The following is a 22,539-nucleotide window of genomic DNA, read 5'->3' as shown; positions in this document are numbered from 1 at the left end:
AAAAATAAAAAATAATTAACTTTAAAACTAAAACATAAATAACAAGTGACTTTGATTATTTAATTATTTTAATTCTCTTTCTATTCTGAATAATTCATCAGTGATTGTTTGAGGAAGGTCAGATCCAAAAATCTTGCAGTACTCTCGAACATTAGCAACCTCTTTCAGCCATCCGGGAACGTCCACAGAAAGTAGATCCTGAAGAGCTTGTGAAGATAAGTTGAGTCCTTCTAAGTTTAAAGAAGATTCTTCTGGTAAGTAACCAATAGGTGTTTTCTTAGCGATGGACTCTTCCCCGTTAGTTCTTCGGAAAATCCATTCTAAAACACGAAGATTGTCGCTAAATCCTGGCCAGATAAAATTGCCGTCTTTATCCTTGCGAAACCAATTCACACCATAGATCTTTGGTAGTTTTAAACTTGTGTTAGAAGCAAAAGATAACCAGTGATCAAAATAGTAAGCCATGTTGTAGCCACAGAAAGGTAACATAGCGAAAGGATCATGCCGTAACTTCCCTTGTTCACCAACAATAGCTGCGGTAGTTGCCGAAGACATGCTCGCACCAATTGTGACTCCATGTTGCCAACTTAAAGCCTCATAAACCAAAGGTATAGTCTCAGAACGACGACCACCAAAAATAATCGCCTCGATTGGTACACCTTCAGGATTATTCCATTGAGAATCTAAAACAGGGCACTGTTTTACAGGAGTAGTGAATCTAGAATTAGGATGTGCTGCAGGAGCTCCTCCAGGTTGCCAAGGATTACCATGCCAATCTATAAGACCTTCAGGAGGTTGACTCGTTAAACCTTCCCACCAGACATCTCCATCTGGAGCCAAAGCAACATTAGTGAATATCGAGTTAGATTTGCAAGTGGCTAAAGCATTAGGATTTGTAGTTTCTGATGTTCCTGGAGCAACACCAAAAAAACCAAATTCGGGATTCACAGCGTATAATCTACCGTCAACACCAGGACGTATCCATGCAATGTCATCGCCGACACATTCGACTTTCCAACCAGGAATCTTAGGCATGAGCATAGCGAGATTAGTTTTACCACAAGCACTAGGGAAAGAAGCTGCAAAATACTTCTTCTGTCCTTGGGGATTAGTCACACCGATAATCAACATATGTTCAGCAAGCCAATCTTGCGAACGAGCGATATATGAAGCTAAGCGTAGTGCTACGCATTTTTTCCCCAGTAAAGCATTTCCTCCGTAACCACTACCAAATGACATTACACTACTGTCATCTTGGAAATGTACTATACGCATATTCTTAGGATTACAAGGCCAAGCTACATCTTTTTCACCCGGGGATAAAGGAACTCCCACACTATGTAAACACTTATGGAAGGAACCAGATGTTCCTAGGGATTTTAATACCTCCGCTCCCATTCGTGTCATGATCTTCATAGAACAAACAACATATGGAGAATCGGTAATTTCAATACCAATAAGAGAAAATGGAGAATTTAATGGTCCCATGCAAAAAGGAATCACGTAGAGAGTCCTACCGCGCATACAACCTCGGAAAAGACCATCTAATTCCTGACGCATTTCTTGAGGATCACGCCAATTATTGGTAGGGCCTGCATCTTCTTTTTTTGTAGTACAAATAAAAGTGAACTGTTCAACACGAGCAACATCTTCAGGAGAAGAACGCACTAGAAAACAGTTGGGATGTAAATCAGAGTTTAAAGGAATAGCTACTCCTGATTTTTGCATCATGCTGTAAACTTCAGCATATTCAGCATCGGAACCATTACATATACGGATATCCTTAGGAGTTACTAATTCAACAACCTCTTGGATCCATTGTCTTAAACCTTCATGCTGAATTTCATTGCTCCATGCACTGATCATACCATATTCCCTTTGCGTTTCTTGAATTGATCTAGGTGTTCTAAAGCCTTTCCTGTTCCTAAACAAACAGCAAGTAAAGGATGCGGTGCAGTAATTACAGAAAGCCCTGTATTTTTACTTAAAGCCTTATCGAGACCTTTAATTAAAGCCCCGCCACCAGCTAATACCATACCACGCTCAACTAAATCAGCAGAAAGTTCGGGAGGACACTTCTCCAAAGTTAAACGAACGCATTCAATAATTTGTTGGATAGGCTCTGCTAAACATTCGCGAATTTCAACAGAGTTAATCCTTTTTGTGATTGGTAATCCTGCCACCTGATCACGGCCTCGAACTTCCATTTCAAGCTCATGATCTCCCAAAGGATATGCAGAACCAATAGTGATTTTTATTTCTTCAGCAGTACGCGGACCAATCATAAGATTGTAAGTACGACGCATGTAATTAATAATACATTCATCAAACTCATCGCCAGCAATACGCAAGGAACGAGATTCTACAATCCCTCCTAGAGAAATGATAGCAATCTCCGTAGTTCCACCACCAATATCAATAATCATACTTGCAGCAGGTTCATGAACAGGAAGATCCACCCCAATAGCAGCCGCCATAGGCTCCTCTATTAAGATCACTTCCTGAGCTCCAGCATGTAAAGCAGAGTCTTCAACAGCACGCTTTTCGACACCAGTAATCCCCGAAGGCACAGCAATTAAAATTCTAGGTCGGAACATACTACGAGAAGGTGTTACACGTTTGATCAACGCCTTTAACATACCTTCGGCTATTTCGAAATCTGCAATCACTCCATCTTTCATAGGACGAACAGCCATAATTTTCCGCGGAGTTTTTCCTAACATAGCCTTAGCTTTATGACCAACAGCAAGAACTGTATGTGTTTGAGCATCTACAGCAACTACAGAGGGTTCACTGAGAACAATACCCCGACCACGAACATAAACTAAAGTGTTCGCTGTTCCTAAATCGATACCAACGTTGCCAGAAAAAAAGTTGAAAACTTTATCAAAACGGCCTAGAGTCTTGTTGTACAATCGATTAGAAAGATTTTTAATTTTAAATAAGCTTCGATGTGGGCTCATAGCATCATATCTGTAGCAATTCTAGTACTTCTTCCCAAGTCAACTTGGAAACGACTTCATCATCAGAGTTGATCACTTTCTTTACAAGGCTCTTTTTCCTGTTTTGGAGAGTTAGAATTTTTTCCTCAATGGTATTTAACGTAACTAGCTTATACGAAGACACTGAGCGATTCTGTCCTATGCGATGTACTCGATCTGTAGCTTGATTTTCTACAGCAGGGTTCCACCACATGTCATAATGAATCACCGTATCTGCACCAACGAGATTTAATCCTGTTCCTCCAGCCTTTAACGAAATCAAGAAAACTAGAAGTCCTGGATCTTCGTTAAACTGGTTGACTATTTCTAATCTGTTCTTGGTGGAACCATCTAAATAAACAAAGCGTACTCCACGAGCTTCTAAGTCTTTTTTTATGATGCTTAACATCTTGGTATATTGACTAAAGAGCACTGTTTTATGTCCTGTCTCAACAAGAGAAGAAAGAAGATCCATAAGCAAATCATACTTTGCAGAATCACCCGGTTCAGGCACATCTTTGGCAAAAATAGCTGGGTGACAACAGATTTGTTTTAGACGTGTAAGTGTTGCAAGAACATGGATATGTATACGATCAAATCCTTCTTGTTTAACTAAACGAGAAAGTTCTTTTTTAGCTGAAGCAGCATAAGAATGATATAGCTCTTTTTGAGAATCTGTAAGGTGACAATGGTATAGAATTTCTGAGACAGGAGGTAAATCTTCCAATACGTCTTCTTTCATACGACGAAGAATAAACGGTGCGACCTTCTTCTTCAAAGCAACCATATTATCGGTCTTATTCCCCATATAGTTGCCTGTACGGATATATTTGCCAACAAAACGATCATAACTACTTAATAAACCAGGCATTAAGAAGTCGAAGAGGCTCCACAATTCTTCAAGAGAATTTTCAATAGGAGTACCTGTTAAGATTAATCGATGCCCCGAACGAATCATTTTTACGGATTTTGCATTACGCGTCGTACGGTTCTTAATATGATGAGCTTCATCTAAAACTACATAGTCAAAGACAAAATCCTTATAAATATCGATGTCTTTTTGCAACAGATTGTATGAAGTAATGGCAACGTCATAATCTGATAGAGCAGCTAGCTGTCTACGTCTATGAGAAGGGATCCCATCAACTATCATCGTTTTGAATTCCGGATTAAACTTACGGAATTCTTCTTTCCAGTTATATACTAGAGATGTTGGGCAGACAATTAGAGAACATCCCTTTCCTTTCTCTAATCTACTTTGTGTAATAGCAATAATCGCTTGTAAGGTTTTTCCAAGGCCCATATCGTCAGCAAGAATGCCATTTAAATGCATTCTTCTAAGACGTTCTAACCAATGAATTCCTTCTGTTTGATAGCTACGTAATGTAGCTTGTATTTGCTTAGGAACAGCCTGGAAATCAAAAGCAACTTCTCCACGAATTTGCTTTTGTATCTCGGCGAGTTTATCCGTCATTTTAAAATTGACCGGTAAACCTTTAAATAATTCAGGAGAAATACCTGTTAAACTCCACAAAGGACACTTTTCTACGAAGTCATCAAGAACTTTAAAGCCTATTTCATTAAAAATCTGAATAACTGGAGAAATTTTTTCTAAATCTAAAACTAAAATACACGGAAGTTTTGCAGAACCAGGAGTTCTACCTCTTCGAGGAGTTTTTACATTACGCCCTCGCTTTGGCAACTCCAGGAAACGTTTTTTAGCGCTTATACAATCCCAAAGTAAGTCTAAGCTAATTCCCTTCAACAAACCGTTAACTTTAAGCTCGGCTTCATAAGTATTAATTTCAGAACTTTCCTTAAAGGAAAGATCAAAGATAGTTTCATCATAAATAAACTGATCAGAAAGAGTCTCAGGACAATTAAACGTTATCCTATGCTGATTGTTAGGAATTGTTTCTGTCATAAACTCTACGATTTTCTTTTCACTTTTTACATGAAAAGCACCATCACGCTCATCATAAATAAAGCCTGAGAAAATCTCTTCTATGATTTTACGTTCTTCAACAAGATTCCTAGCTAAGATTCCGTCATCACGAATAAATGCACGAATATCTTGGTATTTTAAAGAAAAAGAAGCAGCTGGAATCGTAAGCGAATCATAGATAAAATGTAATTTCGCCTCCAATTCGCCATCTAAATAACTTATGTTACAGACACCACGGACATCTTCAATATAAGGCAGAGTGATAAAAGAGTTTAGAACTTCGACATTGGAAACTTCAGCGTATTCTTTAAACACAGGAAGAGCATTCTCTCGGAAAGAACCGAATAGAGCTTCTGGGATAGTAATATCTCGTAGCCTTGAAAAAGAACGTAAATGCGCGCGTCGAATTTGAGGTGCGAAGTGATGGTAAACGTTATTATGAATAATTCCAGGAACATTAGATTCTAAGAGAATTGCTTGCTCAGGCTGAAGAGTTTCATCGTCCACTAGGATTAGTGGAGTCATTAACAATGCTTTGTAGGGAGTGTCGAAAAAATCTAAATCAAACTTCATCTTAGCTGATGAAACCGACCAATATAAAGGTTCTTCAAGGTTACCACAAAACATCCCTGAAAAACTTTCTTTCTCTCCAGCTTGTCCTCCACCACGATCTGCCATTTGATGTTCATACATTTTTGCTAAAATTACACCTAGCGATGTTAATGTAAGGTAAGCAGATTTTAATAATTTTTCTTCAGGAGCTTGATTCGCATAACGAACATAGCGAATCAACAAATCTATAAGCTTGCGATCAGAAGCGTTGAAAGATTGCATTGTGAAAAAGAAACGACGCCCATTAAGGATAATCGGCTCTTGATATAAAACTCCTTCAAGAAAGATTTTAATATTTGAAATATAAAACGGTTTAGAACGTCCGGGAAGGCGTAAAACTAGTTGAAATTCAACATGCTGGTTTGGACGAAATACTTCATCGTTGGAAGCAACAAACAAAACAGCAAGTTCTGCAGAATTCTTCTCTAAATATTCTTGAGGCAAGAAAAATGGATTCGCGCTTAATACATTCGCTGCGTGAACGTACTCACTCAAAATTTCTTTTTGATGAGCTCGGTCTTTTCTCTCTTCTTCTCTACTGGCTGCAACAACAAAAGTTTCTTGAAGCTCTTTTTTTACTTCTTCATTTATCTCTTGATTCGTATCTAAGTCGGCTTCTTGAGAATAAGCCACCACCATTTCATTAAAATACTTCTCTAGATAAAATAGTAGTGCCACTATGTGCTGACAATCATAATTATAAGAGCAATCACAGTTAGAATCTATAGTATCAGATTTCGATCGATCAACTTCTATTTCACATTCATATACGTTGTCATATAGGCCTCGAATCTGTGCTCCTATACACACCGATTCCCCATTCATAGACAGGATTTTCGCATTAATCACAGCTCCTTGGTCAAAAAGTTCCTTGCCATCCTGCAAAATGTTAGCTGTAAAATCCCTTCGTAATTTGCGAAAATTGAGCATTTCTCCTCTAAATTATAGAGTTCTGATTGAATCAGCTTACTTGTACCTGTTTACCCATGCTAAATCAATGAAAAATTTTATCAGGCCTTTTCTCTTGTATTTTAGCCCATGTTTTTACACTAACTATTACTACTGTAGTTGACTAGTCATTGATAAAAACTCATGAAATATCTAGAATATCACTTTTCTTGCGGGTGTAGCTCAGTGGTAGAGCGCCACGTTGCCAACGTGAAGGTCGTGAGTTCAAGCCTCATCACCCGCTTTTCCTTCCAGAAAAGCTTCAAAAGGTAGTCTTGTGTCGCGAAATTTTTCTAACGAGCAATTTTCTATTAATTTAGAAGAACAGTCAGGATGTGTTGTTTCTGCTGTAGTAAAAACCACGCCGCAACTCTTAGATAAACTTCATAAACAAGCTATAAAAAAGATAAAGAAAGATATTGTCTTATCAGGATTCCGAAAAGGCAAAGCTCCTGATGAAATTATTGTTTCTCGCTATCCTAGCCAGGTAACAAGAGAATTGAATCAATTATTGATTCAATCAGCATACCAAGCTTTATCTACTGTAGGAGATCGCCGACCTCTTTCTCCACAAGCTATCAAGTCTACATCTGTAGCAAAAGCAGATCTAGCCGAAGGTGGGCAGGTAGATTTCACTTACGAAGCTTTTCCTGTGATTACTGATATTTCTTGGGACAAATTATCACTAGAAAAAGAAGCTCCTATAAAAGATATCACCGATGAAGAAATGGAAAAGGGATTGCTGAATATCTCTTATTTCTTCGCCACAAAAACTCCTGTAACTCGTCCTTCTCAAGAAGGGGATTTCGTATCCTTATCTCTTTATGTTTCCAAACAAGACGAAGAAGGAACTCCTGTAGCAATCTTTGAAAATAAATATTTCAAACTTTGCGAAGAAGAAATGACTGATTCTTTTAAAGCTAAATTTCTAGGTATTTCTGCAGGTCATCGCGTTACAGAGATCATCACCTCTCCTGACATCCAATCATTTTTAAATGGAGATGTTCTAACTTTTACTGTTAATGCAGTGATTGAAGTTGTTGCTCCAGAACTTGATGACGAGAAAGCTCGTCAGTTACAAGCTGAATCCTTAGAAGACCTAAAGAAAAAGCTACGCATTCAATTAGAAAATCAAGCAAAAGATAAACAACATCAACACCGCTTTACTGAAGCAGAAAATGCTCTAGCAAGTATTATAGATTTTGATCTTCCAACATCTATGTTAGAAGATCGTTTAGCCATGCTAACGAGAGAAAAATTACTCAATGCTCGTTTGATTCAATATTGTTCTGATGAAGAACTAGAAGATAAAAAATCAGATTTATTACAAGAAGCAGAAGCAGAAGCTAAAAAAACGTTAAAATTATTTTTCTTAGCTAACAAGATTTTCACAGATGAAAAGCTTGTGATTAGCCGTGAAGAGCTTCAATATATGATGGATGTATGTTCTAGAGAGCGTTACGGCATGCAACCTCCTCGAGATATATCTAACGAAGCTTTGCAAGAACTAGTGATGGCAGCTCGCGATCGTCTAACTTACCATAAAGCCATGGAAACAGTTCTATCCAAAGCAAAAGAATTAGCGACAGCACCCTCTGCGTAATTTAGCTAGAGGAAAACACTTGACCCAAGAAAGTCTTAAACATAGAATTCAACATTTTAATGCGTAGGCTTGTTTCCAGGCAAAAAAGCATAAAAAATGAATTATGTGTATTGTTGGAATTGCTTTTGCGCATCTTATGTATATGCGGGAAAGAAACTATTTTGAGAGGAAATGCAAATGACATTGGTGCCTTATGTGGTCGAGGATACAGGTCGTGGCGAACGCGCCATGGATATTTACTCGCGTCTTTTAAAAGATCGCATTGTAATGATTGGCCAAGAGATTACAGAACCCCTCGCGAATACTGTCATTGCCCAATTACTTTTCCTAATGTCTGAAGATCCTAAAAAAGATATTAAAGTTTTCATTAACTCTCCTGGCGGATATATCACAGCAGGACTAGCTATTTATGATACTATTCGTTTCTTAGGCTGTGATGTAAATACTTATTGCATAGGTCAAGCGGCTTCTATGGGGGCTCTACTACTTTCCGCAGGAACTAAAGGTAAGCGTTATGCTCTACCTCATAGTCGAATGATGATTCACCAACCTTCGGGAGGGATTATAGGAACTTCTGCAGATATTCAGCTACAAGCTGCAGAAATCTTAACACTGAAAAAACACCTCGCTAACATTCTTTCCGAATGTACAGGACAACCTGTAGAAAAAATCATAGAAGATTCTGAAAGAGATTTCTTTATGGGAGCTGAGGACGCTATCTCCTATGGTCTAATTGATAAAGTGGTCTCTTCAGCAAAAGACACGAAAGATAAGGATACTATCTCCTAGAGAGTCATTATGAACAAAAAAAATCTCACCATTTGCTCTTTTTGTGGGCGTTCTGAAAAAGATGTAGAAAAACTCATAGCAGGTCCATCTGTCTATATTTGTGATTACTGCATTAAGTTGTGCTCAGGGATTTTAGATAAGAAACCTACCTCGACTCCATCATCAGGGACGCCTACAGAAGCTACGCAGCAGCATCCTGATCTTCAAGTTCTTACTCCAAAAGAAATCAAAAAACATATCGATAAATATGTTGTAGGACAGGAAAGAGCAAAAAAAACCATAGCTGTAGCGGTATACAATCATTACAAACGCATACGTGCTTTATTGAACAATAAACACGTAAGCTATGGAAAATCTAATGTCTTACTCTTGGGCCCTACAGGATCAGGGAAAACCCTTATTGCTAAAACCTTAGCAAAAATTTTAGATGTGCCATTTACAATCGCTGATGCGACAACCCTTACCGAAGCTGGCTATGTCGGTGAAGATGTGGAAAACATTGTTTTAAGATTATTGCAAGCCGCTGATTACGACGTCGCTAGAGCAGAGCGTGGTATTATCTATATTGATGAAATCGATAAGATTGGTAGAACTACAGCTAACGTTTCTATTACTCGTGATGTTTCCGGTGAAGGCGTTCAACAAGCTCTATTAAAAATTATAGAAGGCACTACTGCTAATGTTCCTCCTAAAGGAGGACGTAAACACCCTAATCAAGAATATATTCGTGTAAATACTGAGAATATTCTTTTTATCGTTGGCGGCGCTTTTGTTAATTTAGATAAGATTATTGCCAAACGTTTGGGGAAAACCACAATCGGATTTTCTGATGATTTAGGAGATTTCTCACAGGAAGATCGTGATCATTTGCTTACTAAGGTGGAAACAGAAGATCTCATTGCCTTTGGTATGATCCCTGAATTTGTTGGTCGATTCAACTGTATTGTTAACTGTGAAGAGCTCTCTTTGGACGAACTTGTCGCTATTCTTACTGAACCTACAAATGCAATTGTAAAACAGTATATCGAGCTATTTTCAGAAGAAAATGTAAAGTTGATATTCGAAAAAGATGCCCTATATGCTATAGCAAAAAAAGCTAAGTTGGCAAAAACTGGTGCCCGTGCTTTAGGTATGATCTTAGAAAATCTACTCAGAGATTTGATGTTTGAGATTCCTTCCGATCCTACAGTAGAGGCGATAAGGATTCAAGAAGACACAATCTTAGAAAATAAAGCGCCTGTGATTATCAGAAGAGCTCCAGAAGCTATAGCTTAAATTTCTTCTCTTCTTTATTTAGGGATGTAATGACAACGATCGCCCTAGAAGCTGCAAAAAAAATTCTCTTAAAATTGCGTAATGCAGGTTATCAAGCATACTTTGTTGGAGGTTGCGTTCGCGATATGCTCATGGGGAAACCCATAGAAGAAATTGATATTGCAACCAGCGCATCTCCTGTCATTGTTTCCACTATTTTTACTGATACTTTAGCACTAGGCGCTGCCTTCGGTATCATCGTCGTTAAAGAAGATAACCGACTATTTGAAGTAGCTACATTCCGTAGTGATGAAAATTATGAGGATGGTCGTCATCCCGAACGTGTTGTATTCTCATCGATGAAAGAAGATGCTCTACGTCGAGATTTTACAATAAATGGAATGTATTACGACCCTTTCGAAGAAAAACTCTTTGATCTTGTTGAAGGAAGAAGAGATCTTGAAAAACGCGTCGTCCGTGCCATCGGGCATCCTAAATTACGTTTCTCTGAAGATAAACTTCGTATACTACGAGCTATACGTTTTAGTTCTTCATTAGGTTTTGCTCTAGACCCAGCTACGGAACGCGCTATTATTAGGGAAGCCCCTACCCTAGTGAATTCCGTATCTCCTGAAAGAATCTGGCAGGAACTAAGGAAAATGCTGAAAAATCATCCCTACAAAGCCCTATCCTTATTAATAAAATTAAAAATCATTACTGTTATCTTCCCTGAGCTTCGCGATGTTCCTCCTAGTTTATTACGAACAAACATCGAATTTGCTAAAAGGATCAGTCCTATAGAATTTCCTGAGATTTGTTTCCTACTTCCGCTATTTCAAGGGGTTAGTGAAGAAGCCGCTTGCGTAGCATTCACGCGTTTACGCGTATCAAATAAAGATTTAAAACTTATACAACTTTGGTACCAAGCTCTTCCACAATTCCAAAATATCAGTAATAATCGTGTTTTTTGGGCGCATTTTTTAGCCTCACCAACAGCCCATCTATTTCTATCTCTGTTTTCAGCAATCCAACAAGATCCTTCTAAACAGCAGCATTTCATCGCTCGCGTGCAAGAATTAGAAACACGCTTAGAACAATTCATTTTAAGAATCAAAACTTCTTCACCCCTGGTTTCTGCTCCAGATCTTATTTCTAGAGGGATTGCACCAGGTCGACTACTCGGGGATCTTTTAAGAGAAGCCGAGATACTATCTATAGAAAATGAATGCCACGACAAAGAAAAAATTTTATTACTCCTGAAGGAAAAAGGCTTCTGGAAGTAAGATTTATCTTAAAATAAACTTTTCCCTTAAACACTCAATCGATTTTATTTCTTTAGATTTAATTTTTTAGCTTTTATCATTTTCTTTGTAATTATTCAAAACTGAGATTAATTGGCTTATCATGCTACGGATTGCTATCTTAGGAAGACCCAACGTTGGGAAATCTTCTCTTTTCAATCGCATGTGCAAACGATCTTTGGCTATTGTTAACTCCCAAGAAGGGACTACACGAGATCGCCTATATGGAGAGATACGTGGATGGAGCATCCCTGTACAAGTAATCGATACTGGGGGAGTTGATAAAGATTCCGAAGACCACTTCCAAAAGCACATCTACAAGCAAGCTTTAGCGGGTGCTAATGAAGCGGATATTTTACTTCTTGTTGTTGATATTCGCTGTGGAATTACAGAACAAGACGCTGAACTTGCTAAGTTACTTCTTCCTTTAAAAAAGCCTCTTATTCTTGTCGCAAATAAAGCAGATACTTTTAAAGACGAACATCGCATTCATGAATTATATAAAATAGGAATCTCTGAGATTCTTACTGTATCAGCAAGTCACGATAAACATATTGATAAACTTTTAAATAGAATTAAAACTCTTGGTAATGTTCCTGAACTTGTAGAAGAGTTGTCAGAAGAAGAGATCGAAGAGGAAATAGTTTCTTCGATTGAGACGTTACCCGAAGAATCCCTATCAGACTACGAAGAAGAAGAAATCCCTTTCCCTGCAGCATCAGCATCAGATAAACCTTTAAAAATTGCTCTCATTGGTCGTCCTAACGTAGGCAAGTCCTCCATCATTAACGGATTATTAAATGAAGAGCGTTGTATCATCGACAATATACCAGGCACGACTCGCGATAATGTCGACATTCTATATTCTCATAATGATCGTTCGTATTTATTCATAGATACTGCCGGTCTAAGAAAAATGAAAAGCGTGAAAAACTCCATAGAATGGATATCTTCGTCTAGAACAGAAAAGGCTATAGCACGTGCAGACGTTTGCTTATTAGTTATCGATGCCATGCATCACCTATCTTCTTACGATAAACGAATTCTTTCTCTGATATCTAAACATAAAAAACCCCATATCATCCTTGTCAATAAATGGGATTTGATTGAGGGGGTCCGTATGGAGCATTACATCCGTGACTTACGCGCCACCGATGTTTATATCGGTCAATCTAGAATTCTTTGCATATCTGCTGCAACAAAACGTAATCTACGACATATCTTTTCATCAATCGATGAACTCTATGAAACAGTATCTAGTAAAGTCCCCACGCCTGTTGTTAATAAAACACTCGCTTCAGCACTACAAAGGCATCATCCTCAAGTAATTAATGGAAGAAGATTGCGTGTTTACTATGCCATTCATAAAACAGCTACACCTTTCCAATTCTTATTATTTATTAACGCAAAATCGTTACTAACTAAACATTATGAGTGTTATTTAAAAAATACTTTAAAATCATCTTTTAATTTATACGGGATACCTTTTGATTTAGAATTCAAAGAAAAAACGAAAAGAACAAATTAATTTGTTTAAAAAATGAAATATTATTATTACAAAATAATAATAACAAATTAATTATTTCTTGGAGACTTTAACCATGAACCATGATCATTATGATGCATCAGAAGCTGATTACCACCACTCACTCGACGAGCTTCTTTACCAATCAGAAGAAGCTTTCTCTTTGGATAAATACCAAGAAACTGGAGTTTATGTTGAAGAAGACAAGGAGAATGGTGATCTCCTTATAGTTCTTGGAGAATCTATTCTTAAAGGCGTTATACGCCAATTCTATATTAGTGATGATAACTACGCTTATACGCGTAGTTGTCTGACAGGAGATTGGGAACTGTGGTTTAATATCCCCCCAAAAACAATAGAAAGTAAAACTTATGACTTCAACTCTCTATTAGAATCCGACTTCCTTCTTACTACAAATGTAGAAACATTTGTCAACGCTCCCGAAGATTTCCCAAAGGGATCCGAATCCTTAAATAATATTATTATTTGTATGACAACTCGCAATCGAGATCATCATGTACAGTTTTTGATCGGGGATAATCACAGAACATTTTGGATACGCCACCATGATACAAATGCATGGTCTGAGTGGTCCACATTTATTTAAAATCATGAATTAGAAAGGGGAAAGGCTGGAAGCTAGCCCAGCCCTAAAAGCTTTTTTATTCGTCATCAGAATCACTGATAACAGTTAATTCCATAGGACCAAAGTTCTCATCATTTTGGAATGACGTAGCAACAACAGGAATAACATTTTGAGGACGCTGTTCTCTAGTCATAGTTAACTCTAGACGGAATAGATGTTTCACAATAGCAATACGAATATCCCGGACAAGGCTTTCAAATAACAAGAATGATTCGTGTTTAAATTCAATTAAAGGATCTTTCTGACCAACAGTACGTAAACCTACTTCACTACGGAGTAAATCCATATCCACAAGATGAATTTTCCATTGTTCATCAATATGCATAATCATTACTGAGCGTATAATATCCTTACAGATCCCATTAGCATCAACGTCATCTCCAGCAGCTGTAGTAATTTCTTCTACCATAGAAGAAAACTTATTCTGGAAAACCCCAATCAAATCATCTGCAACTTTTTCTGCAATAGCATCTAAAGTATCTAACCTGCGTAGTTCCTCAAGATTTAACTTTAGAGGGAAAGAGTAATTCATCCATTCTTCTAAAGTAGGAAGAGAGTGACCTGTGGGATGATTACGACTCGTGATCAATGAAGCTATCATCAATGATACATGATATATCGATTCCTTAGCTAAAGTAAAGATATCCTCAGAACGTATAACTTCGTTACGAAAAGCATAAATAGTCTGTCTCTGCTTATTCATAACATCGTCATACTCAAGAGTATGTTTTCTAATTGTATAGTTTCTTGCTTCAACACGCTTCTGAGCAGTCTCAATTAGCTTGTTAAACATAGGATCCGACATAGCCTCTCCTTCAGGAGGACGGAAATGTCGAATCAATGCGTTTAATTTTGGCGAAGCAAATAAACGCATTAAACGATCTTCGAAAGACAAGAAGAACTTAGCTGCACCGGGATCTCCTAAACGTGCGCAACGTCCACGTAATTGTCTATCAATACGTCGAGACTGATGGCGACTTGTACCGATAACATGAAGACCACCAACAACTACAGCTTCCTGGTCTAGCTTGATATCGGTACCACGACCTGCCATATTTGTAGCAACAGTAACAGCACCTAGCTTCCCAGCTGCGGCAATAATCTCTGCTTCTTGAGCATGATTTTTGGCATTTAAGACTGTATGCTCTATACGATTTTGTTTCAAAATACGAGATAGCTTCTCAGAAACCTCAACAGATTCTGTACCTATGAGAATAGGATTCCCGTCTTTATGTATACGAGCAATTTCATTAACAATTGCGTGGTACTTCTCACGCTCTGTCATATAAAATTCATCGTTATGATCTACACGTAAACATGTTTTAAATGTAGGCACTTGCAGAACATATAGATTATAAATCTCTTTAAATTCTTTAGACTCGGTAATTGCTGTCCCAGTCATACCTGCAAGTTTTTCGTAAAGACGGAAGAAATTCTGCAAAGTTACTGTTGCAAAAGTTTGTGATTCCTTACGGATAGTTACATGCTCTTTTGCTTCTATTGCTTGATGAAGACCTTCGGAAAAACGACGGCCTGGTTGTGGACGACCTGTATGTTCATCAATAATGACAATTTGATCATCGCGGACAATGTAGTCCACATCACGTTCCATAAGCAATTGTGCTCTCAATAGCTGTCGCAAACCATGAGCTCGAGCTTTTCTTTGAGTGTCTTCTTCAGAAACGGCTATTTTTCTATTAATTTTATCTGTTGGAGAAAGAGAGTCATCACCATCTATGAGAGCATATTCGTGTCCCATATCCATCATGACGAAATCTTCGGCAGAACCTCCGGCTCTATCAACCCACTGTTGCATGCCACGATCTGTCAATTCAAAATCATTATTGTGCTCATCAACAATGATATAAAGTTGAGATAGTTTTTCAATGCTCTCTTCTTTATTTTGCTCAGCATGATAATAAGTATCCCACTTATCAATCATAGCTCGCAAATCAGGGTGTTCGCGTACTCTACGCAAAACACGATTTAAAGGCATACCCTTACTAACTAGCCATAAACTACGGCAAAATTCAGAAATACCTTCGATAACTTTTTTATCCTTAGGGAGAATATCCATATCTAAGAAGAGTTCTAATCCCCGTCTAGCATCAAGAGCTAATTGATTACATAGTTCTCTTTGTAATTGAACTAGTTCAGCAACTTTATCCTTAAGCTCGAAATAAACAGGATTATGCTTTTCTCCAGGCCCGGAAATAATTAAAGGAGTTCTTGCTTCATCAATTAGAATAGAATCCACTTCATCAATAATAGCAAAATAGAATCCACGACCTACCTGCTCATCAACAGAAGTTGCTATAGAATTATCTCTAAGATAATCGAAGCCAAATTCTGAGGCTGTACCATAGACAACATCACAACGATAAATTTCCTTGCGTTTTTCTAAAGGCGAGCCAGATATCAATACTCCGGTAGTTAGACCTAACCAACGCAATATGGAGCCAACCCATTCACAATCTCTTTGAGCAAGATAATCGTTAACTGTGACCAAATGCACAGGCTTCCCTGTTAAAGCATTTAAATACAGAGGCATAACTGCAGTGAGGGTTTTCCCTTCGCCTGTCTGCATCTCAGTAATAAAGCCCTTATGCATAGCTATAGCACCAAGAACCTGAACATCATAAGGAACCATGTCCCAATTTTGATGATAACCGGAAACTTCTACAGGAGTTCCTGTCAAACGTCTACATACGTTTTTAACAATGGCATAAGCTTCAGGAAGCATATCATCTAAGGATTCGCCCTCCTGATAGCGCTTTTTCAACTCTACTGTTTTATTACGCAACTCCTCATCAGACAAAGGAGCAAGCATCTCATCATAGAGATTTACCTTATCCACAAGTTTTTGAAATTTTTTTAAGGTACGCTCTTGAGAAGATCCAAAGAAACGTTTAAGAAAATCTAACATACGTCGCTTAATTCAATATAATTGCTTGGAAAATAATCTATTAATTCCTACGAAAACTCATCTGTCAATACCATACTCGATTCTGATGAATAAAAGGAACAAAAGTTCCCTTACTTATATTCTTCTTTCTCCTGAATAGGAGGCAAAAAACTTTTACCATAAAGATAGTGAAATGAAAAAAAGAATTTAAGCAGCAAGTAGTGTATCTACTTCCACAATATGCTGATGATTCAAAGGTAGTTTCTGGCGTAAATTACGCATAATTTGCGAGCGACGCTTCTTTTGCTGCAAAGACACATCTTGAGCTGATAGAAATGCTTGTATTTCATAAGCAGCGTCGAAATTCCCTGCACGAGCTTCGCAGGCACTTAACAGTTCTAAAGTTTCTGAGGAATGATTTAATTGGAGAGCTTTCTTTGCATACTCTAAACCAGTCTCTGCTGTCACTATTGACGCATATCCAACTCCTGAAAGCCAAGCTAACGCTTTGCATGCTGTAGGACAATCAGGGAATTTCTGAATTACTTTGAGATACATTTTTTCAGCGTCAGAATATTTCTTTAAGCAACATAAACTAAATCCATAACCTAAACCACATTGCCAATCTTCAGCATATGTGCCGCATTGAAATGCTAAATTCCAGCAATATTCTGCTAAAGAATGATCATTTTGATCCATAGCTGCCAAAGCTGCGTGTTTCATTAACAAAGCATCTCCTCGAGACCACAAATCACTACTTTGATAAATAAGTAACGCTTTTTTCGATTGCCCTTGTTTTTGTTCACACAAACCGATGTTAAATAAAGATTCTTCTCTATAATTGGGTTCGGATAACAATTTACGAAACAGCTTTCCCGCCTCAACATAATTACCACAAATACGAGAAGAATGAGCCAAATTATAGGTAACCTTCAAAGGACACGGCCCTAAAGCATACGCACGATTATAAAACTCTATCGCATCTTGATAACGTTTCGAGGTGAAATAAATATCCCCAACGGTAATGTAGGTTTCTTGATGAGCTAGAGGAGAAATCCAGGGTTCAATAATACTACAAGCAGCATCCAAATACCCTAAATTCACTAAGGCAGATGCATACTTCGCAGCATCCTGTTCTTCGAATATATCTTTCGAAATTAAGGAAAAGGCTTGGCAAGATTCTTTATATGCCCCATGACGATAAGCTTTATAAGCAATCTCTAGCAAAAATTGAGGACCGCGCAAATTTAATTTTCGTGCCTCGGCTAATAGCTTTTCTACCTCATCAAAACGGTTCATACCTCGGAGAATGCGCATGTAATCAAATAGACACTGACGACGATAGCAACGCTTTTTTAAAATAGGCAAGAGCTTCTGTTCAGCGACAGACCATTCTTTCAGTTCCATGCTCAGATGAACTTCTCGAATAACCTGCGCCGCGTAGCGACGGAAACGGGAAATGTGACAATAGACTTTAAACACTAAAGCTATTGTCAAACTTGCAACTAAAGCCCATAGGATGACTAGCCACATAATTCGCCAATTTTCACTTTTCTCTCTCTTTGCAATACCAAAAAAAACCTTTAAAGTCTTTAAAATTATTCTCTCAAAGAACATCCCAAAGATTGTCCCATGAGGCAACGTGTTTCTAATCCCATCCGTGAATTCTTCAATAAGTCCGCATCAAACTGAACAACTCCTGGCTCAAACAATACAATAACAGTGGATCCTCCAATTTCAAAAAACCCCTTCTCATCACCCTTAGAATACTTTTCTCCAGGTGTATAGGTTTGAATAATGGAGCCGACATTTAATGCCCCAACTTCCAAATAGAGCACATCACCGAACGCCTCTGTTTTGAGCTCTGTTAGCGTACGTTTGTTTTCACAAAAAATATTAAAATTATCCTTCAATGCCATCGGATGCACAGAAAATAAATAACCATTGATATTATGCGTTGGTCCGGCCAAACAATCGACAGGGAAATGAAAACGATGATAATCGAAAAGAGCTAACCGAGCAAAGACTACACTACCAGATGCATACTTCTCGACAAGCTTAGGGTCTCCTAAAAGTTTCGCAAGAGAGAATCGTTTGGATTTAACAACAAATTCTCCAAATTCAGACACATTTGGATAAATAAGATACGCCCCATCAACAGGTGTCACACAAATATTGTCTCCTTGAGCAATGGGCCGTGCTTCCGAACGCAGCTCTCTAGTAAAAAAATCATTGAAAGAAGTGAATTCTGCTATGGATTTTTTGAATTGTTTTGCACAAATATGATTTCTCTTTATAAATCCTGGAATCTTTTTACGTGTCCAAGAACGTTTTTGAATCCAACCATAAAGACGCGACAAAAACGGAGACCTTGACAATAGCGTGGATACCCATTTCCCTAATCTAGAAGTGTATAGAAATGTCATAGTCTTTTCATAACACACGGACTCTGTCACTCTTTGATTAGTTAAGCGATCAATATATTGCAGTTTCTTCACTTGTCCTCGATCTGGAGATCAAAACAGGCGACTATAAAAAGTTATTAAAAATATTCCAAACTAATTAAATAGAAATCGTTAAAAAACCTACGTACATCTTTAATGGGAAACCTGATATCCTAGCTCTCAAGTTAGTTCCATTTTCATCCGTTTTTCATGATTAAAAATGATACTATTGTTGCTATAGCCACCCCTCCAGGAGAGGGAAGCATTGCTATTGTTCGTGTATCCGGCCCCGAAGCCATTCAAATCACAGATAAAATATTCTCAGGATCTGTACCGTCGTTTTCCTCACATACTGCTCATTTAGGAACAATAAGTCGCAATGATCAGCAAATTGATCAAGTGCTTTTATTAATTATGCGGGCTCCACGTTCATTTACTGGAGAAGATGTCATAGAATTGCAATGTCACGGTGGTTATTTTTCTTGTTCTCAAATCCTGGAAGCTTTGGTATCCGAAGGAGCTCGGCCTGCACTTCCCGGAGAATTTTCTCAACGAGCTTTTCTAAATGGAAAAATAGATCTCATCCAGGCAGAAGCAATTCAAAATATTATTGCGGCTGATAATTTAGATGCCTTTCATATTGCTCAGAATCATTTTCAAGGACATTTTTCTAAAAAAATTCAGTTTATTTCTTCATTGATCATCGAATCCTTGGCTTTTATTGAGGTTCTCGCAGATTTCCCAGAGGAAGAACAGCCTGATATGGATGTTCCTGACAGTCGATTAAACGAAGCCATACTGATTATTGAGGATCTCATCTCGAGTTTCGATGAAGGCCAACGACTCGCCCAAGGGACGAGTATTGTTCTTGCAGGGCATCCTAATGCGGGAAAATCTTCTCTTCTTAATACGCTAACCAACAAAAATCGCGCTATTGTTACCGATATTCCTGGAACTACAAGGGATATATTAGAAGAAAATTGGATGCTGCAAGGGAAACGTATTCGTCTCATCGATTCTGCAGGACAACGAGAAACAGATAATCCTGTCGAGCAAGAGGGTATAGAACGCGCTATTTCTGCCATGGAACAAGCTGAGGGAATACTCTGGGTTATGGATGCTACACAACCTCAACCTGATCTCCCAGAAATTTTATTTCAAAAACCTACCCTCCTTCTTTGGAATAAATCTGATCTCACATCACCACCACAAATCGATACTTCTCTACCCCAACTAGCTATTTCCGCAAAGACAGGGGAGGGAATTTTCGAGCTCAAACAGTTTATCCAAAAATGGATGCAACAACAACAGTTAGGAAAGAATGCAAAAGTCTTTCTTGTTTCTTCTCGACATCATACGATATTACAACAGATGCGTGCGTACTTGCTCTCAGCGAAAGAAGGATTACAAACCCAACTCCCTCCAGAACTTGTTGCTCTAGAACTCAGACAAGCCCTGCAAGCCACAGGGAATCTTTCCGGATCTGAAATTAATGAAACAATATTGGGAGAAATTTTTAGCAGGTTTTGTATTGGAAAATAAAATACGTATTAAAAATTTTATTATTTCTACTTTGAACGAATTCTTTCCCAATCCAAAACCATCTTTAACCGGGTGGGAAACTCCATTTCAACTACTTGTTGCTATTTTGCTTTCAGGAAATTCTACCGACAAGGCTGTGAATGCTGTGACACCGAAGTTATTTGCCTCCGCTCCTAACGCGCAAGCATTAGCACAACTTCCCTTAGAAAAATTATATTTAATTATTTCGCCTTGCGGTCTTGGCAAGAGAAAGACGGAATACTTACATAATCTATCAAAGATCCTATTAGAAAAATATCGCGGCGAACCTCCGGCTTCTTTAGAATTATTAACCAAGCTACCTGGCATAGGAAGAAAAACTGCTTCTGTTTTTTTGGGAATTATTTACGATATGCCAACGTTTCCAGTAGATACACATATTTTGCGACTATCCCAACGTTGGGGAATTTCTAATAAACGTAGTCCTTCAGCAGCAGAAAAAGACCTTGTTCTTTTCTTTGGCGACATGAATTCTCCAAAACTTCACCTACAACTTATCTATTATGCCAGAAATTACTGCCCCGCCCTCTATCACGATATAAATAAATGCAGAATATGTTGGTACTTAAGCAATTCCTGTAAAAATCACTCTAAACCCCTTAAGAAATAAAGGCTTCTGTTTATTGAAGCAGAAACGGTTCCACATAAAGCTTTCTCTCTGTATATATCGAGAATGAAATTTACTTTGCTTTCTAACGGAGAAATCTTTTAGACTGGGCAACTACTTACTACTTCGATATCGCAATTTTTTAATATAATGAATAAAAACGCTTCTAATAGGGTTAGTTCTAAAAAAGAGCTCTCTGTTTGGTCGATCGGAGGATCTATTTTTGCTATGTTCTTTGGAGCGGGCAATATAGTATTTCCTTTAGCCTTGGGTTATCACTACCACTCACATCCCTGGTTCGCTTGTTTTGGAATGATGCTTACCGCGGTTTGTGTTCCCCTATTAGGTTTGTTTAGTATGTTATTGTATTCCGGAGATTATAAAAATTTTTTTTCCTCTATTGGGAAAATCCCTGGAATGGTTTTCATTATAGCAATTTTATGCTTGATAGGTCCTTTCGGGGGAATTCCTAGAGCAATTGCCGTATCACATTCAACTTTAGCTTCTTTATCAGATTCAAAAACAACATTATTGCCTAGTCTTCCTATTTTCAGTTTGATTTGTTGTGTTTTGATTTATCTATTTGCATGCAAACTTAGTAAACTTATCCAATGGTTGGGGTCTGTATTTTTCCCCATTATGTTAATCACTCTACTTTGGATAATCTTCAAAGGATTAACCATTCCTGCAAATCCTAGTTTCTTGGAATCTGCGAATCCCCAACAAGCTTGGTTAGCTGGAATTACAGAAGGCTTCAATACTATGGACCTTCTTGCAGCCTTCTTCTTCTGCTCCATTGTATTAATTTCTATACGACAAATGCTAGCAAATGGGGATGCTGATGACGAAACACCTTTAAACTTTCAAAAAATCAATAAAAAAGACAAACGCACTTTAGGTTTAGCTTTTGCTTTAGCTGCAGCACTTCTTGGATTAATTTATTTAGGATTTGCCCTATGTGCTTCTCGACACGCAGGTTTACTAACTCATGTAAGTAAGGGACAAATTCTAGGAAGAATTTCTGCTATTGCTCTTGGGCCAAATAGTTTATTGACTGGTGTATGTGTGTTTGTTGCTTGCTTGACCACAGAGATTGCTTTAGTTGGGATTGTTGCTGACTTTTTAGCCCGCATCATCTCATCAAAAAGAATGACGTATTCTAATGCAGTAATTTTCACCCTGATACCCTCATATCTAATTTCTATTTTAAACTTCGAAAATATCAGTCTCCTTCTATTGCCCCTACTACAGCTAAGTTACCCTGCATTAATCGCTTTGACTTGCGGAAGTATTGCTTATAAGTTGTGGAATTTCCGACACGTCCAAGCTTTGTTTTATTTAACCCTCTCTCTTACAATCGTTCTGCGATTGGTAAGTTGAGATAACGCTTATATTTGC

The 22,539-nt window shown here is 38.0% G+C and carries 15 protein-coding genes and 1 tRNA gene; 10 read left to right on the top strand and 6 right to left on the bottom strand.

Going from position 1 to position 22,539, the window contains the following annotated elements; genetic code table 11:
- Window positions 1-63: 63 nt before the first annotated feature.
- The 3 genes from O1W70_RS03445 to O1W70_RS03435 are packed head-to-tail and all read right to left on the bottom strand — an operon-like array spanning window position 64 to window position 6,468.
- Complete coding sequence (locus tag O1W70_RS03445) at window positions 64-1,866, bottom strand: phosphoenolpyruvate carboxykinase (GTP) (protein WP_332380958.1); 1,803 nt, start codon at window positions 1,864-1,866, stop codon at window positions 64-66.
- Window positions 1,863-2,963, bottom strand: coding sequence for a rod shape-determining protein (locus tag O1W70_RS03440; protein ID WP_006343575.1), 1,101 nt, complete (start codon window positions 2,961-2,963; stop codon window positions 1,863-1,865). Before O1W70_RS03440 ends, O1W70_RS03445 begins: the two co-directional genes overlap by 4 nt.
- A gap of 4 nt (window positions 2,964-2,967) precedes the next feature.
- A complete protein-coding gene (locus O1W70_RS03435) occupies window positions 2,968-6,468 on the bottom strand; it encodes a DEAD/DEAH box helicase (RefSeq protein ID WP_332380957.1) in 3,501 nt (1,166 codons plus the stop codon).
- 190 nt (window positions 6,469-6,658) lie between these two features.
- Here O1W70_RS03435 and O1W70_RS03430 point away from each other — a divergent pair.
- From O1W70_RS03430 to O1W70_RS03400, 7 genes are all read left to right on the top strand, one after another.
- A tRNA-Gly gene (locus tag O1W70_RS03430) sits at window positions 6,659-6,730 on the top strand.
- Between the two features lie 33 nt (window positions 6,731-6,763).
- Window positions 6,764-8,089, top strand: a complete 1,326-nt coding sequence (tig, locus tag O1W70_RS03425) for a trigger factor (RefSeq protein ID WP_332380955.1) — start codon at window positions 6,764-6,766, stop codon at window positions 8,087-8,089.
- Between the two features lie 177 nt (window positions 8,090-8,266).
- Entirely contained in the window at window positions 8,267-8,878 is a 612-nt protein-coding gene (locus O1W70_RS03420; RefSeq protein ID WP_006343578.1) for an ATP-dependent Clp protease proteolytic subunit, read from the top strand.
- Window positions 8,879-8,887: 9 nt separating this feature from the next.
- A complete protein-coding gene (gene clpX, locus O1W70_RS03415) occupies window positions 8,888-10,153 on the top strand; it encodes an ATP-dependent Clp protease ATP-binding subunit ClpX (protein WP_332380953.1) in 1,266 nt (421 codons plus the stop codon).
- A 29-nt stretch (window positions 10,154-10,182) separates the two neighbouring features.
- Window positions 10,183-11,415: a CCA tRNA nucleotidyltransferase gene (locus tag O1W70_RS03410; protein ID WP_332380951.1), complete on the top strand. Its 1,233-nt coding sequence runs from the start codon at window positions 10,183-10,185 to the stop codon at window positions 11,413-11,415.
- A 121-nt stretch (window positions 11,416-11,536) separates the two neighbouring features.
- Window positions 11,537-12,961 carry a ribosome biogenesis GTPase Der gene (der, locus tag O1W70_RS03405; RefSeq protein ID WP_332380949.1) on the top strand — a complete coding sequence of 475 codons (1,425 nt, stop codon included), beginning with the start codon at window positions 11,537-11,539 and terminating at the stop codon, window positions 12,959-12,961.
- Between the two features lie 73 nt (window positions 12,962-13,034).
- Entirely contained in the window at window positions 13,035-13,565 is a 531-nt protein-coding gene (locus O1W70_RS03400; protein WP_332380947.1) for a hypothetical protein, read from the top strand.
- Between the two features lie 55 nt (window positions 13,566-13,620).
- On the opposite strand, the gene secA is transcribed toward O1W70_RS03400, so the two are convergent.
- From secA to O1W70_RS03385, 3 genes are all read right to left on the bottom strand, one after another.
- Window positions 13,621-16,530 (bottom strand): preprotein translocase subunit SecA, encoded by a 2,910-nt coding sequence (gene secA, locus O1W70_RS03395; protein ID WP_332380945.1) that lies wholly within the window; start codon window positions 16,528-16,530, stop codon window positions 13,621-13,623.
- A 186-nt stretch (window positions 16,531-16,716) separates the two neighbouring features.
- On the bottom strand, window positions 16,717-18,042 hold the full coding sequence (locus tag O1W70_RS03390) for a tetratricopeptide repeat protein (protein ID WP_332380943.1): 1,326 nt from the start codon (window positions 18,040-18,042) through the stop codon (window positions 16,717-16,719).
- A 65-nt stretch (window positions 18,043-18,107) separates the two neighbouring features.
- A complete protein-coding gene (locus tag O1W70_RS03385; protein ID WP_332380941.1) occupies window positions 18,108-19,007 on the bottom strand; it encodes a phosphatidylserine decarboxylase in 900 nt (299 codons plus the stop codon).
- A gap of 156 nt (window positions 19,008-19,163) precedes the next feature.
- Here O1W70_RS03385 and mnmE point away from each other — a divergent pair, with 156 nt between their 5' ends.
- From mnmE to brnQ, 3 genes are all read left to right on the top strand, one after another.
- The gene (gene mnmE / locus O1W70_RS03380; RefSeq protein WP_332380939.1) at window positions 19,164-20,495 is read left to right on the top strand and encodes a tRNA uridine-5-carboxymethylaminomethyl(34) synthesis GTPase MnmE; all 1,332 of its coding nucleotides are present in this window, start codon (window positions 19,164-19,166) and stop codon (window positions 20,493-20,495) included.
- The gene (gene nth / locus O1W70_RS03375) at window positions 20,446-21,144 is read left to right on the top strand and encodes an endonuclease III domain-containing protein (protein ID WP_375797191.1); all 699 of its coding nucleotides are present in this window, start codon (window positions 20,446-20,448) and stop codon (window positions 21,142-21,144) included. The genes mnmE and nth overlap by 50 nt, the downstream gene beginning before the upstream one ends.
- A gap of 147 nt (window positions 21,145-21,291) precedes the next feature.
- Window positions 21,292-22,521: a branched-chain amino acid transport system II carrier protein gene (gene brnQ / locus O1W70_RS03370; RefSeq protein WP_332380938.1), complete on the top strand. Its 1,230-nt coding sequence runs from the start codon at window positions 21,292-21,294 to the stop codon at window positions 22,519-22,521.
- Window positions 22,522-22,539: the final 18 nt, after the last annotated feature.

This window comes from Chlamydia sp. 16-02 (assembly GCF_042235055.1).
GTDB lineage: Bacteria > Chlamydiota > Chlamydiia > Chlamydiales > Chlamydiaceae > Chlamydia.
This window is presented reverse-complemented; position numbering and strand designations above follow the sequence as displayed.

What these genes read in the sequence shown, in the direction of transcription:
- O1W70_RS03435 (WP_332380957.1), bottom strand. Translation starts at nt 6,468, where the DNA reads ATGCTCAATTTTCGCAAATTACGAAGGGATTTTACAGCTAACATTTTG.
- secA (WP_332380945.1), bottom strand. Translation starts at nt 16,530, where the DNA reads ATGTTAGATTTTCTTAAACGTTTCTTTGGATCTTCTCAAGAGCGTACC.
- der (WP_332380949.1), top strand. Translation starts at nt 11,537, where the DNA reads ATGCTACGGATTGCTATCTTAGGAAGACCCAACGTTGGGAAATCTTCT.
- O1W70_RS03400 (WP_332380947.1), top strand. Translation starts at nt 13,035, where the DNA reads ATGAACCATGATCATTATGATGCATCAGAAGCTGATTACCACCACTCA.
- O1W70_RS03420 (WP_006343578.1), top strand. Translation starts at nt 8,267, where the DNA reads ATGACATTGGTGCCTTATGTGGTCGAGGATACAGGTCGTGGCGAACGC.
- O1W70_RS03445 (WP_332380958.1), bottom strand. Translation starts at nt 1,866, where the DNA reads ATGATCAGTGCATGGAGCAATGAAATTCAGCATGAAGGTTTAAGACAA.
- clpX (WP_332380953.1), top strand. Translation starts at nt 8,888, where the DNA reads ATGAACAAAAAAAATCTCACCATTTGCTCTTTTTGTGGGCGTTCTGAA.
- O1W70_RS03440 (WP_006343575.1), bottom strand. Translation starts at nt 2,963, where the DNA reads ATGAGCCCACATCGAAGCTTATTTAAAATTAAAAATCTTTCTAATCGA.
- O1W70_RS03410 (WP_332380951.1), top strand. Translation starts at nt 10,183, where the DNA reads ATGACAACGATCGCCCTAGAAGCTGCAAAAAAAATTCTCTTAAAATTG.
- brnQ (WP_332380938.1), top strand. Translation starts at nt 21,292, where the DNA reads ATGAATAAAAACGCTTCTAATAGGGTTAGTTCTAAAAAAGAGCTCTCT.
- mnmE (WP_332380939.1), top strand. Translation starts at nt 19,164, where the DNA reads ATGATTAAAAATGATACTATTGTTGCTATAGCCACCCCTCCAGGAGAG.
- nth (WP_375797191.1), top strand. Translation starts at nt 20,446, where the DNA reads ATGAAACAATATTGGGAGAAATTTTTAGCAGGTTTTGTATTGGAAAAT.
- O1W70_RS03390 (WP_332380943.1), bottom strand. Translation starts at nt 18,042, where the DNA reads ATGTGGCTAGTCATCCTATGGGCTTTAGTTGCAAGTTTGACAATAGCT.